Annotated in this window: 13 protein-coding genes; 6 read left to right on the top strand and 7 right to left on the bottom strand. The window is 71.0% G+C overall.

Translation table 11 applies throughout. The annotated features are described in order from the left end of the window. Positions 1-38: 38 nt before the first annotated feature. On the top strand, positions 39-803 hold the full coding sequence (locus tag VF330_RS01755; protein WP_330849680.1) for an IclR family transcriptional regulator: 765 nt from the start codon (positions 39-41) through the stop codon (positions 801-803). 31 nt (positions 804-834) lie between these two features. Here the strand turns inward: VF330_RS01755 and VF330_RS01750 are convergent, their stop codons facing one another. Continuing rightward, positions 835-1,842 carry a DUF2891 domain-containing protein gene (locus tag VF330_RS01750; RefSeq protein ID WP_330849679.1) on the bottom strand — a complete coding sequence of 336 codons (1,008 nt, stop codon included), beginning with the start codon at positions 1,840-1,842 and terminating at the stop codon, positions 835-837. 162 nt (positions 1,843-2,004) lie between these two features. Between VF330_RS01750 and VF330_RS01745 the strand changes: the two genes are divergently transcribed. Then, complete coding sequence (locus VF330_RS01745; RefSeq protein ID WP_330849678.1) at positions 2,005-3,393, top strand: class II 3-deoxy-7-phosphoheptulonate synthase; 1,389 nt, start codon at positions 2,005-2,007, stop codon at positions 3,391-3,393. Between the two features lie 68 nt (positions 3,394-3,461). Here VF330_RS01745 and pknB read toward each other — a convergent pair whose 3' ends face one another. Then, entirely contained in the window at positions 3,462-5,489 is a 2,028-nt protein-coding gene (gene pknB, locus VF330_RS01740; protein ID WP_330849677.1) for a Stk1 family PASTA domain-containing Ser/Thr kinase, read from the bottom strand. A 77-nt stretch (positions 5,490-5,566) separates the two neighbouring features. Here pknB and VF330_RS01735 point away from each other — a divergent pair, with 77 nt between their 5' ends. After that, the gene (locus tag VF330_RS01735; protein ID WP_330849790.1) at positions 5,567-5,932 is read left to right on the top strand and encodes an Rv2175c family DNA-binding protein; all 366 of its coding nucleotides are present in this window, start codon (positions 5,567-5,569) and stop codon (positions 5,930-5,932) included. A gap of 69 nt (positions 5,933-6,001) precedes the next feature. Beyond that, a complete protein-coding gene (locus tag VF330_RS01730; RefSeq protein ID WP_330849676.1) occupies positions 6,002-6,397 on the top strand; it encodes a hypothetical protein in 396 nt (131 codons plus the stop codon). Between the two features lie 17 nt (positions 6,398-6,414). On the opposite strand, the gene VF330_RS01725 is transcribed toward VF330_RS01730, so the two are convergent. From VF330_RS01725 to VF330_RS01715, 3 genes are all read right to left on the bottom strand, one after another. Beyond that, positions 6,415-6,654, bottom strand: coding sequence for a hypothetical protein (locus VF330_RS01725; RefSeq protein ID WP_330849675.1), 240 nt, complete (start codon positions 6,652-6,654; stop codon positions 6,415-6,417). Positions 6,655-6,664: 10 nt separating this feature from the next. Beyond that, positions 6,665-8,113 carry a polyprenol phosphomannose-dependent alpha 1,6 mannosyltransferase MptB gene (gene mptB, locus VF330_RS01720; protein WP_330849674.1) on the bottom strand — a complete coding sequence of 483 codons (1,449 nt, stop codon included), beginning with the start codon at positions 8,111-8,113 and terminating at the stop codon, positions 6,665-6,667. A gap of 180 nt (positions 8,114-8,293) precedes the next feature. Continuing rightward, entirely contained in the window at positions 8,294-9,361 is a 1,068-nt protein-coding gene (locus tag VF330_RS01715; protein WP_330849673.1) for a polyprenyl synthetase family protein, read from the bottom strand. A 102-nt stretch (positions 9,362-9,463) separates the two neighbouring features. Here VF330_RS01715 and metF point away from each other — a divergent pair, with 102 nt between their 5' ends. Continuing rightward, entirely contained in the window at positions 9,464-10,345 is an 882-nt protein-coding gene (metF, locus tag VF330_RS01710; RefSeq protein ID WP_330849672.1) for a methylenetetrahydrofolate reductase [NAD(P)H], read from the top strand. Between the two features lie 6 nt (positions 10,346-10,351). Here the strand turns inward: metF and VF330_RS01705 are convergent, their stop codons facing one another. Then, on the bottom strand, positions 10,352-11,005 hold the full coding sequence (locus VF330_RS01705; protein ID WP_330849671.1) for a DUF3153 domain-containing protein: 654 nt from the start codon (positions 11,003-11,005) through the stop codon (positions 10,352-10,354). A gap of 106 nt (positions 11,006-11,111) precedes the next feature. Between VF330_RS01705 and VF330_RS01700 the strand changes: the two genes are divergently transcribed. Continuing rightward, positions 11,112-12,764: a DUF885 domain-containing protein gene (locus VF330_RS01700; RefSeq protein WP_330849670.1), complete on the top strand. Its 1,653-nt coding sequence runs from the start codon at positions 11,112-11,114 to the stop codon at positions 12,762-12,764. Positions 12,765-12,822: 58 nt separating this feature from the next. Here VF330_RS01700 and VF330_RS01695 read toward each other — a convergent pair whose 3' ends face one another. After that, positions 12,823-13,317, bottom strand: coding sequence for a VOC family protein (locus VF330_RS01695; protein WP_330849669.1), 495 nt, complete (start codon positions 13,315-13,317; stop codon positions 12,823-12,825). Positions 13,318-13,324 lie beyond the last annotated feature (7 nt).

Here is a 13,324-nt window from a genome sequence, read left to right as displayed (position 1 = left end):
GAGTTCCGCTGAGCGGAACCCGATGGCACCATCGGGTGATGACGGAGGTGCCGAACACCCTGCTGGGCAAGGTGATGCTGGTCCTGAACGCCTTCGGCCCCGACGACGACGAGCTCGGCTTCGCGGACCTGGGCCGCCGCACCGGCCTGGCCAAGGCGACGCTGCACCGCCTGCTGGGCGACCTGCTGGACGTCCGCCTGCTCGACCGCGGCACGCGCGGCTACCGCCTGGGCGGTCACCTGTTCCAGCTCGGCATGCGCGCCTCGGTCGAGCGCCGCCTGGTCGAGGTCTCCACCCCGTACCTGGAAGACCTCTACGAACGCACCCACGAGACGGTCCACCTCGGCCTGCTGGAAGGCCACGAGGTCGTCTACGCCGCCAAGATCGGCGGCCACCGCCAGGCGTCGTCCCCGTCCCGCCTGGGCGGCCGCATGCCCCTGCACGCCACCGCGATCGGCAAGGCGCTGCTGGCCCACGCGACCCCGGCCCTGCGCACCGAGGTGCTCACCGCGCCGCTGGCCCGCCGCACACCCCGCACGGTCGTGACGCCGGGGATGCTCCGCCGCCAGCTCGGCACGATCCGGCAGACCGGCGTGGCCTACGAGTTCGAGGAGTCCCGGATCGGCCTCGCCTGCGTGGCGTCGCCGGTGCTGGACGGTGACGGCGCCGTCGTCGCCGCGGTCAGCGTTGCGGGGCCGACCACGCGGTTCGACCCCCGCACGCACGCCGCGTCGGTGCATGCGGCAGCGACGGGGATCGCGCTGACGTTGATTCGTCGAGCAGCCCTGACGGCCGGCAGCTGATATCCGATATATCAGCTGCCGCCGTCGTTGCTCAGAACGCCTTCGCGTCCAGGTAGGCGCCGAAGGTGCCGAGCCAGTGGTCGGCCATGTACCCGTGCCCGCCGAACACGTAGGCCCACCCGGCCTCGCGGTGCGCGGCGGAGGCCGTCCGCGCGAGCGGGATGTACCGGTGGTCCGGCGGCAGCGACTCCGCGATCGCCTCCCAGTTCCAGGCGCGCGACAGGGCGAGCCCCGCCAGGTGCGAGCCGTACGGGTCGGCGGGGTCGTCGACCGGGAACGGCTCGCGCAGCACGCGCCACCGGTCCGACTCCAGCTCCGGCAGGTAGGCGTCGAACCAGTCGGCGAACTCGGCGGGCGGCAGGGCGCGGCGCATCAGGTCGGCCGTCGTCAGCGCGGGGGACAGGAAGTCGGCGGCGTCCGGCTCGAACCCGCCGTACCCGGCCTCGTCCCGGTGCCACCGCAGCGCCGCCGCGACGCACGCCGACACGATCTCCTCGTCGCCGGTCGCCAGTGCCGCGTCGTGCACCAGAGCCGTCGCGAAGGCGGTGTTGCCGTGCGTGCCGGTCCTGATCGGCAGCCGCGCCTCGGAGACCCACTCCAGCCACCGGTTGCGCAGCACGTCCGCGATCGGCTCCACCGACCACGGCAGGCCGGAGGTGCGCAGCTCCGCGTCGAGCAGCAGCAGCCACGCCCAGCCGTAGGGCCGCTCCCAGTAGCGTCCGGCCGGCGAGGCGAAGAACTCGGCCTCGACGGCGCAGTTCTCCGGCGTGACCAGCTTGTCGAGGGCATCACGGGCCGCGTCGGCTCCCCGCAGGTCCGGCCGCAGGCGCAGCAGCCGCACGGCGAGCCACGTCTGGTGCACGCAGGAGTGCCAGTCGAACGACCCGGCGAACACGGGGTGCAGCACGCGCTGCGGCACGAGCCGGTGGTCGCCGTCGATGACGTGCGTCCAGTGCACCGGGTGGTCGCGTTGGATGTTCTCGATCGCGATGCCCAACAGCCGGGTCGCGGTGCTGTCATCCAATCGGGTGGCGTTCATGGCCCACATCATGCAGGGCGACGTCTCGGCAGGGCAGTGGGCGGCTGTTGACAAGTAACAGACCTCACCCGCCCGACGACCGGAAACACGCCACGGGAGCGGTGCGGGAGAGCTGACAGGGGCGGGCGGGTCTCTCAGTGTGGAACAACTAAGCTGAGCAGCGTGAACTGGACCGTGGACGTGCCCATCGACACGCTTCCCGAGCTTCCGCCGCTGCCTCCCGAGATGCGCAAGCGCCTGGACGACGCCCTGTCGCGCCCGGCCGCCCAGCAGCCGGAGTGGCCCGACGCCGATCTGGCGCGTCGCGTGCGGGCCGTGCTGGAGAGCGTGCCGCCGATCACCGTGCCCGCCGAGATCGACCGGCTGCACACGCAACTGGCGCAGGTCGCGAACGGTGAGGCATTTCTCCTGCAGGGCGGTGACTGCGCGGAGACGTTCGCCGACAACACCGAGCCGCACATCCGCGCGAACATCCGGACCCTGCTGCAGATGGCCGTGGTGCTGACCTACGGCGCGAGTCTTCCGGTGGTGAAGGTCGGGCGCATCGCCGGCCAGTACGCCAAGCCGCGTTCGTCGGGCATCGACGCCCTCGGCCTGCCGTCCTACCGCGGCGACATCATCAACTCCCTGGTCGCGACGCCGGAAGCCCGCGTCGCCGATCCCGGTCGCATGATCCGCGCCTACGCCAACGCCGGCGCGGCCATGAACCTGCTGCGCGCGCTCACCGGCGCCGGGCTGGCGGACCTGCACCGCGTGCACGACTGGAACCGCGACTTCGTGCGCACCTCGCCCGCGGGCGAGCGCTACGAGGCCCTGGCCGGCGAGATCGACCGCGGCCTGAAGTTCATGTCGGCCTGCGGCGTGAACGACCAGTCGCTGCACGGCACGGAGATCTTCGCCTCGCACGAGGCGCTGCTGCTCGACTACGAGCGCGCGCTGCTGCGCCTCGACACGACGGGCGACGAGCCGCGGTTGTACGACCTGTCGTCGCACTTCGTGTGGATCGGTGAGCGCACCCGCCAGCTCGACGGCGCGCACATCGCGTTCGCCGAGATGCTGTCGAACCCGATCGGTCTCAAGATCGGTCCGACGACGACGCCCGAGATGGCCGTCGAGTACGTCGAGCGCCTCGACCCGCACAACCGACCCGGCCGCCTGACGCTCATCTCGCGCATGGGCAACCAGAAGGTGCGCGACGTGCTGCCCGCCATCGTCGAGAAGGTCGAGGCCAGCGGCCACAAGGTCATCTGGCAGTGCGACCCGATGCACGGCAACACGCACGAGTCGTCGACCGGTTACAAGACCCGGCACTTCGACCGGATCGTCGACGAGGTCCAGGGCTTCTTCGAGGTGCACCGCCGCCTCGGCACGCACCCCGGCGGCATCCACATCGAGCTCACGGGCGAGGACGTCACCGAGTGCCTCGGCGGCGCCCAGGAGATCTCCGACGACGACCTCGCCGGCCGCTACGAGACGGCGTGCGACCCGCGCCTGAACACGCAGCAGTCGCTCGAGCTCGCGTTCCTCGTCGCCGAGATGCTGCGCTCGTAGTCGCTGAAGAACAGCTGAAGGACGAAGGGCCCCGCGTCGGGAACGCGGGGCCCTTCACTTCGTCGCGGTCAGAGACCGAAGATGGTGATCTCGGTCCCCTTCTTCACCCGCGTGCGCGGGGGGATCGACTGGTTCACGACGGTCGCGTTGCCGCTCTTGTTGAACTCGACCTTCACCTTGAACCCAGCCCGTTCGAGCTCCTCCTTGGCCTCGCGCACCTTCTTGCGCGAGACGTCCGGCACCTCGATCTCCCGGTCGTTCTGGAAGAACACGGTGACGCGCTTGGCGCCCGTGCCCTCCAGCACCGTGCCCGCGGGCGGGTCCGTCCGCACGACGCGCGACTGGTCGTTCTCGGCCGCGTCGTCGCCGCCGGCCTCGACCGCCTCGATCCCGGCGCGCTGCAGCTCCGCGAACGCCTCGGCCTTCGTCTTGCCCGCGACGTTCGGCACCGGCGTGCGCGGCGCGGGGCCCTTGCTGAGCACGAGGGTCACCGGCTCGTTGATCTTGAGCGCCGTACCGGGCCGCGGGTCGAGCGCCACGACCTTGCCGATCGGCACCGTGTCGTGGAACGCGTCCTTCGCGGGGTCCTTGGCCGCCTTCAGGCCCGCAGCCTCGATCTCCTTGGTGGCGGCGTCGACCTCGGAGCCCACGTTGACGAAGGGCACCACGGGCTTGCCGCGGGACACGATGATCTTCACGGACTCGTTCTTGAGCAGCTCCGTGGCCTGACCGGGCTCGGAGCGGATGACCTGGCCGAGCGGCACCTCGTCCGAGGGCACCTTCTCGACCAGCGCCGTCAGGTCGGCGGTCTGGACGAGCCGCACGGCGTTCTGCTCGGACTGCCCGACGATCTCGGGCACCGTCGTGTAGCGGCCGGTGCCGAGCAGCCACGAGTACAGGCCGATGATCACCGCGAGCCCGCCGACGACCGAGCCGCCGATGATGAGCATCTTCTTCCTGCGCTTGCGCTCCTCCTCGGCGGGGTCGACCTTCGGCTTGCGCTGCGGCCGGCTCTGCGGGGGCTTGCGGCGCGGCTGCTCCGGGCGCGCCATCGTGCGGGTGCCCGCGATGCCGGGAGGCGGCGTCGGCGGGCCGGTGTGCACGGTCGTCATCGCCGGGCTCAGCGGCGGCTTCTGCACGACGGGCCTGGTCGCCTCGGCGGCCGACGGGGGAGTGGCGCCGACCGAGACGGGAACCGGCCGCATGACCACGGTCCTGTCGTTCTCGGGCGCCGTGCCGGGAACGGGCACCGGCTGCGGCGTCAGTCCCAGCTCCGCGCCGACGCGCTCCAGCTCGGACAGGAACACCTCGGCGTTCGCGGGCCGCAGCGCCGGGTCGCGCCGCGTCGCCTTGCGCACCAGCGTGTCGAGCGCCAGCGGGATCTCGGGGATCGACGGGACGTCCGAGCTCACGTGCTGGTAGGCCACCGAGATGGGCGTCTCGCCGCGGTAGGGCGCCTTGCCGGCCAGCATCTCGTACAGCACGATGCCGGCCGAGTAGACGTCACTGCGCGCGTCCGCCGCACCCGTCTCCACCTGTTCGGGTGACATGTAGGCGACGGTGCCGAGGATCTCGCTGTCGCTCGTGACGCCGTTCACGGCGACCGCGCGGGCCAGCCCGAAGTCCGCCACCTTGACCTGGCCACCCGGTCCGATCAGCACGTTCTCCGGCTTCACGTCGCGGTGCACCAGTCCGGCGCGGTGCGCGGCGCCCAACGCCGACAGCACCGGCCCGAGGACGCTCAACGCGACGGCGGGAGCCAGCTTTCCGCGCTGGTTCAGCAGGTCGCGGAGGTTTCCGCCGTCGATCAGCTCCATCACCAGGTACACCTGGTCACCGTCGACGCCCTGGTCGTGCACGGACACCACGGCCGGGTGGTGCAACTGGGCCGCCGCCCGCGCCTCGCGTTCGAACCGCGCGACGAACGCCGGGTCCGCCGTCAGGTGCGGATCCATCACCTTGACGGCCACATCGCGATCGAGGCGGGTGTCGCGACCTCGATAGACGGTGGACATGCCACCGCGCGCGAGCACGGAGTCCACCCGGTAGCGCTGCTCGAGCAGTCCACCCATCACGTTCGAAACCGACCTCTCCACAGTGCGAGATGGTAAAGCTCAGGATGACCCGGTTGGCGGAAGGGCGTTCCCAGTTCGGTTATGGCATCGTGACCCCCGTGAGTGCGATTCCTGCCGCTGCGGATGTACTGGCTGCCGACCTGGAGGTTCTCGACCTCCCCGAGGTGGCCGACCGAATGGGACTGCCGGTCAGCCGGGTCCACCAGATGCTGCGCGACGGGCAGCTGCTCGCCGAGCGGCGAAAAGGCGTCCTCGTCGTTCCCGAAGCGTTCCTCGCCGCCGGTGGCGTGGTGAAGGGCCTGCCCGGCACCATCACGGTGCTGCGCGACCAGAACTACTCCACGGACGAGATCCTGCGCTGGCTCTTCACGGAGGACGACAGCCTCCCCGGCACTCCGATCGAAGCATTGCGCGGAGACCGTGGGCGTGAGGTAAAGCGCCGCGCGCAGGCCATGGGATTCTAGTTCACCCGAAGCAGCGGTTTCAGGCGTTTCCCCAGGCGGGAGGCGTCTGGAACCCCTGAGCTGGTGGGCATGACCAAGACTCTGCTCGCTGTTCTCGCCACCGCCGGTCTGCTGCTCTCGCCGGCCGTCGCCACCGCCGCCCCCGCCGTCCAGGCGAAGCCCACCACGCTGGAACTGGACGCCGGCGGCGCGAAGGTCAAGCTGAAGAAGGGCAACAAGCTCCAGGTCAAGGGCAAGCTCGGCGCCAGGGGCGACCGGGAGCTGACCCTCGGCCTCGACGTGTTCGCCCAGGTCAGGGTGGGTGCCTCGGTGTGGACGAACATCTACACCGCGAACTGCCAGCCGAACGCCACCTTCACCGCGCGACTCACCATCGACGCGTCCGCCGACCTGCGCCTCTTCTTCCCCGGGACGAACGTGTACACGTCCGCGACGTCGAACATCGTCGGCGTGCTCGTGGTCTGACGCCGCTAAGCCCGGCCTCATCTCGTCATCGCCCGCGCGAGCAGTGCCCGGCCGGCGCCGGGCACTGCCACGGCGACCCGTCGTGCCCTGGACACCGCCACCCGCCGCCACAGCATCGCGACACCGGGCTCCGCCGACTGATATATCGCATATGAGCGCGCGCCGAGGGCGCCCAGCAGCGTCGTGGCGAGGAAGAACGTCCTGCCGTAGCGCGCGGTCACCCGGCGGCAGGCGTCGTAGGCGGCGCCCACGTTCACGGGACGTGCCTCACTCGTAGCGGGTGGACAAGCCGAATGGGTCCGGCTTCACCAGCGACCGCGCCGCGAGCCCCGACACCACCAGGGCGAAGAACAGATAACCCCACGAGTAGAGCGCCGTGTCGCCGTTCGGGAACGTCACGAGCATCAGGAACACCGACGCGACCGTCACCGTGACGAGCGCGGCCGTGCTCCACGCGAACCCGGCGGCGAGCGCCAGCGGCCAGCTGAAGTACCACGGCAGCGTCGCGGGGGAGAGCAGGGCGACGGCCAGCATCGTCAGCGTGCCGCGCCTGATGCTGTCGCGGACCTCGCCGTCGCGCGCCGCCCACCACTGCGTGTACGCGATCCAGATCAGCACGACCGAGCCGATGCCCCGCGCGATGCCGATGAAGATGCCGCCGTCGACGTAGACGAACCAGTTGACGACCATGCGCGCGAAGTCGCCGACCGCGCTCGGCAGCGACAGCCAGTTGATGATCATCGACGAGCTGCGCAGGGCCGGGATCCAGCCCAGCGTCACCCCGGCGAGGGCTGTGCACGCCGCGAACGTTCCGACGAACGCGACCAGGCCGGGCACCAGGGCCTTGCGGAACTGGGCGCGCTTGTCGCCGTCGAGCCGCGCCGCCCAGATCCAGATGAGGAACGGCGCGATCACGACCGCCGTCGCCTTCACCGAGAACGCGAGGGCGAGCAGCACGAAGCCGAGGACGTGCCAGCGGTCGAGCACCAGCAGCACGCCGGCGGCCATCAGCCCGATCATCAGCAGGTCGTTGTGCGCGCCGCCGACGAGGTGGATCAGCAGCAGCGGGTTCGCCGCCACCAGCCACAGCGCGATGGCCGACCGGCCGCCCAGGTGCCTGCTCAGGCCCGGCAGCGCCCAGCACAGCAGCACCAGGCCGCCGGCGAGCGAGAAGCGCATGGCGACGACGCCGAGGATGACGCTCGCGTCCGTCACCCACACGATCGCCTTCGCGACCAGGATGAACAGCGGCCCGTACGGCGCGGGCGTGTGCTGCCAGACCCAGCTGACGTTCTCGCTGAGCGTGCTCTGCAGCACGGCGGGCCCGACCTCGTACGGGTCGTAGCCGCTCAGCGCGAGCTGCCCCTGCGCCAGGTAGCTGTAGATGTCCTTGCTGAACAGCGGCGGTGCGAAGAGCAGCGGCAACGTCCACACCGTCACCGCGACCAGCACGGCGAAGTCGCCGATCTCACCCCACCGCACGAGCCGGCCCAGGCGCACCCACGCCCAGATGACGAGGCCGAGCCCCAGGTACAGCACCATGCTCGCGAGGTCGCGGCCGTGGCCGTAGCGCAGCCAGCTCAGCCCCACCTGGGCGAGCAGCGGGTCGCGCTCGAGGATCGCGCCCGCGCCCATGCCGCCCAGCGCGATCAGCGCCACGCCCAGCAGGCCGAGCATGGTCGTGCGGATGGGGATGGCGTAGGTGTTCGCGCGCACGACTTGATGAAGCTCCTGCGGAGACACCTCGGAGCTCGTGCGGGGGAGGGACGGAGTTGCTGCCATCGCCCGAACATCGTTGCACAAGGCGAACAGGCGTCAGCAAGCAACGGGGCCCACCGGCAACGAGGTGTTAATGAACTCTCAGGAAGCGGAGCCGATCTTGGTCGCGCCCCGGCGTCAGAAGGTCCGCCTCGTCGAGCTGATCGCGAGGCTCGCGAGCTCCTCGGCGGCGGGCTCGGCCACGGGTGCCGCGTCGAGCGCCGCCAGCGCGCTCTTGGTCAGCTCCTCGATGCGTTCCTCGACGGCGTCGACGGCGCCGACCTTCACGAGCGTGCGGCGGACCTCCTCGACGGTGTCGAGGTCGAGGTCCGGCCGGCCGAGGGTGATATCCAATATATCGGCGCCGAACTGCATGCCGAGCGCGACGAGCAGCGTCCGCTTGCCCTCGGAGAGGTCGTCGCCCGCGGGCTTGCCGGTGACCTCGGGGTCGCCGAACACGCCGAGCAGGTCGTCGCGCAGCTGGAACGCGACGCCGATGTCCGCGCCGAACGCCCGCAGCCCGTCGATCAGCTCGGGTGAGGCGCCGGCCATCGCCGCTCCCATGTGCAGCGGCCGCTCGACGGTGTACGCGGCGGTCTTGAGCCGGTCGATGCGCAGCGCCGCGTCCGGGGACGAGTCGCCCGTGGCCTGCGTGAGCACGTCCAGGTACTGGCCGGCGAGCATCTCGGTGCGCATGTCCCGCCACGGCTCGCTCATCCGGCGCAGCACGTCGGACGGCAGCCCGGCGGCGAACAGCATGTCGTCCGCCCACGCCAGGGCGATGTCGCCGATCAGCACGGCCGCCGACATGCCGAACCGCTCCGCCGAGCCGAGCCAGCCCCGCTCGCGGTGCCGCGCGCCGAACGCGATGTGGACGGTCGGCTTGCCCCGGCGCACCGAGGAGGCGTCCATCAGGTCGTCGTGGATCAGCGCGCACGCCTGGATGAGCTCCAGCGAGCTGACCGCCGTGAGCACCTCGTCCGCGAGCTCGCCGTCGGGGTCGCCGCCGGCGGCGCGCCAGCCCCACCACGCGTAGGTCGGGCGGATGCGCTTGCCGCCGCCCAGCACGAAGTCCGAGAGCGCGTCGACGGCGCTCGCGAAGCTCGGGTCCATCGCCTCGCCGGACGCGCGCCGGGAGGCCAGGTACGTGGTCAACGCTGCTTCGACGTGCTGGGGCAGTGACACGTCGACGGGGTGGTAGGACACACGTCCATGGTCCGCTGTGTCGGGCACCACGCGCATGTCGGGGCCGCGTACCACATGGTGAGCGGGTGTCTCACTCTCCGGAAGTACCACTAGGGTTGGGGCATGACGTCGGTGGTGGAGCGGCTCCAGGGGGAGTCACCCAAGTTCTCGGTGGAGTTCCTGCCGCCTCGGGACGCCGAGGACGAGAAGGTCCTCTGGAAGGCCGTCCGGGAGCTGGAGGGTCTCGACCCGGCGTTCGTGTCGATCACCTACGGCGCGGGCGGGTCCCGCCGCGACCGCACGATCCGCGCCACCGGCCGCATCGCGCAGGAGACGACGCTGCTGCCCGTCGCGCACCTGACCGCCGTCGACCACTCGGTGGCCGAGCTGCGCAACGTCATCGGCTGGTACGCGGCGATCGGCGTGCGCAACGTCCTCGCGCTGCGCGGCGACCCTCCCGGCGACCCGATGGGCGAGTGGGTCGCGCACCCCGAGGGCCTCAACTACGCCGACGAGCTGGTGTCGCTCGTGCGCGAGCTCGGCGACTTCTGCGTGGGCGTGGCGGCGTTCCCGTACGGGCACCCGCGCTCGGCCGACCTCGACACCGACCTGAGGTTCCTGCTGCGGAAGCTGAACGCGGGCGCGGACTACGCGGTGGCCCAGCTCTTCCACGCGCCGGAGCCGTTCCTGCGGCTGCGCGACCGGGTGGCGGACGCGGGCTGCCCGGCCGCGATCCTGCCGGGCATCATGCCGATGCTGTCGCCGCGCGGCCTGTCCAAGATCGTGGAGCTGTCCGGCGCCGACCTGCCGCTCGACGTCTCGCGGAGGCTGGAGCCGTACGCCGACGACGTCGCGGGGTTCCGCGCGACCGGCATCGACATCGCGACCGAGATGTGCCAGCGGCTGCTCGACGAGGGCGTGCCCGCGCTGCACTTCTACACGATGAACAGGGCCAAGGCGACGCGCGAGGTGCTGGGGCGGCTGGGCCTGGTCACCCGCGCCTGACCCGCGCTAGACGACCGCGCTGCGCTTGTGCGCGATGAGCGCGAGCACGACGACGATCAGCGCGGCACCGCCGGTGAGTCCCGCGACGAGCAGCGCCCAGCCGAGGAACGAGTTCGAGTTCTCGCCCGCGTACTGCACGGTCGCCTGGAGCATCGACGCCTGACCGGGCTTCGGAGACCACGCGATCGTGTTGTTCTCCTCCTCGCGGCCGTTGGTGTTCACGATCTTGCCGGGGAAGCTCACCTTGACCTGGATGTCGGCCCGCTCGACGGGCACCTGGGTCAGGTCGACCGACCCCGACAGCGTGACAAGATCACCCGACCGGCGGAAGTTCAGGCTGTAGCGGCTGTTCGACGAGCTGGTCGTCGCCGACAGCGTCCGCATCTCGTCGAACGACAGGCCGTTGAAGAACAGCTGCGTGCCCGCGTAGGACTCCACCCGGTACTGCTGGGTGGTTACGCGGCCCGCGAGCTCCGGCGGCACCTTGAGCTGCGGGCCGGGATCGTTGTCCTGCGTGGGAGGGGTGGCCGCGACGATCTCGCCGGAGATCCGGTCGTCCTCCGAGACGGCCATGGCCGCGTAGACGCGGACGCATCCACTCAGCGAGAACAGGGTGAGCAGCAAGAAGACCGGCAGCAGCAGTGCCCGGGAACGACGCACCCGGACATCCTGCCAGCACGGTCCGGACGACGCAGTCCCCTCCTTTGGTCGTGAGCTTGACTAACTACCTTTTGGCGGGCATGGGCGGGAGGTAGCGTCTCGGCGCATGGCATCCGTGCACGACATCAGCAACAAGTACGTCAGCGACTACGTCGCGTTGGACCCGGTCACGGCCACCAACCTGGGCTTCGCGGGCTTCGACGACCAGCTGACGGACCTCTCGCCGGAAGGACACGCGGCGCGCGACGAACTCGCCGTCCGCGCGCTCGCCGACGTCACCGCCGCCCAGCCCGCGGATGCGTCCGAAGAGGCGGCGCGCGCCGTCTTCCTGGAACGGACGGGCCTGGAGCACGAGCTCTACGAGGCCGGTGTGACCGAGTCCTCGTTGAACGTCATCGCGAGCCCCATCCAGTCCGTGCGCGACGTCTTCGACCAGATGCCGACGGACACCCCGGAGCAGTGGGCCACGATCGGCCGCCGCCTTGCTGAGGTGCCCGCCGCCCTCGACGGCCTGCGCGCGTCTCTCTCGCACGCCGCCTCCCGCGGCACCGTGTCCGCGCTGCGCCAGGTGACCAAGGTGGCCGCGCAGTGCGACACCTGGTCGTCGACGTTCTTCACCTCGTTCGTCGCCTCGGCCGAGGTCGACGGCTCGCTGCGGTCCTCGCTGGACTCCGGCGCCGCGGCCGCCTCCGCCGCCTACGCGGACTTCGCGTCCTTCCTGCGCACGTCGCTGGCGCCGCTCGCCCCGGAGAAGGACGCCGTCGGAGAGGAGCGCTACCGCCTCGGTTCGCGCTACTTCACCGGCTCGAAGCTCGACCTGGCCGAGGCCTACGAGTGGGGCTGGCAGGAGTTCCTCGGCCTCGAGGCGGAGATGAAGGAGGTCGCGGCCCGCCTCAAGCCGGGCGCGACGCTCGCGGAGACCGCGGCGTACCTCGACGAGCACCCCCGCTACCAGGTGCACGGCCAGGACGGCCTGCAGGCGTGGATGCAGGAGCTGTCCGACAAGGCCCTGCTCGACGTGCGCGACGTGCACTTCGACATCCCCGACGCCCTGATGAACCTCGAGTGCCGCATCGCCCCGCCCGGAGGCGGCGTCGGCGCCTACTACACGCCGCCGACCGCGGACTTCTCCCGCCCCGGCCGCATGTGGTGGTCGATCGCCGAGGGCAAGGCCGTGTTCCCGACGTGGCGCGAGACCTCGACCGTCTACCACGAGGGCGTGCCGGGCCACCACCTCCAGTGCGCGACGGCGGTCTACCAGTCGCAGACCCTGAACGACTTCCAGCGCCTGCTGTGCTGGGTGTCGGGTCACGGCGAGGGCTGGGCGCTGTACTCGGAACGCCTGATGCGCGAGCTCGGCTACCTCGACGACGACGGCGACCTGCTGGGCATGCTGGACGCGCACCTGTTCCGCGCGGCCCGCGTGATCATCGACATCGGCATGCACCTGGAGCTGGAGATCCCGGCCGGCACCGGCTTCCACCCCGGCGAGCGCTGGACCCCGGACCTCGGCCTGGAGTTCCTGCTGACCCGCACGCTGCAGGAGCCGGCGGCCTCGCGCGACGAGGTCGACCGCTACCTCGGCTGGCCGGGCCAGGCGCCGGCGTACAAGCTCGGCGAACGCCTGTGGCTGGCGGCGCGCGACGACGTCCGCGCCCGCAAGGGGGCCGGCTTCGACCTCAAGCAGTTCCACAAGGAGGCCCTGGAGATGGGCTCGATGGGACTGGACACGCTGCGGGAGCGCCTCGCCGCGCTGTGACGCGCGACTGACATATCGGCTGGTCGTGGACTACCGCGGCCAGCCGATACATCGGATATCAGCTCGGGTCGGCGTACCGGACGCGCACCCGGTTCGTGATCGGCTCCGGGTCGTCGTTGCGCACGAACTCCAGCCACGGCCCCGGCTCCGGCCGCACCGACGCGAACCCCTCCCCGTGGCGCGCCACCGGGTGCCCGGTCGCCCGCGCCGACGCCAGCGGGTCCGGTGAGTCGACGACCACCGCCGCGACCACGCCGGTGTACTCGGGGCGGGGTTCGAGGACGCAGAACTCGTTGCCCTGCGGGTCCCGCAGCACCACCCACGGCACGTCGCGCTGGCCGATGTCGGCGTGTTCGGCGCCGAGCTTCAGGGCGCGTTCGACGATGTCGGTCTGGTGCTCGGGCGAGGTGGAGGCCAGGTCGAGGTGCACCCGGTTCTTCTCGATCTTCGGGGCGTCGCTCCACACGAACGTCAGCTCGATCTCGTCCCCGGCGAACTCGGACCAGAACGCGGCCAGTGCGGACGGATCTGCCGCCTCGAACGTGATTTCCACCCGTGCG

Source organism: Lentzea sp. (assembly GCF_036380075.1).
In the GTDB taxonomy this organism is placed as follows: domain Bacteria; phylum Actinomycetota; class Actinomycetes; order Mycobacteriales; family Pseudonocardiaceae; genus Lentzea.
This window is presented reverse-complemented; position numbering and strand designations above follow the sequence as displayed.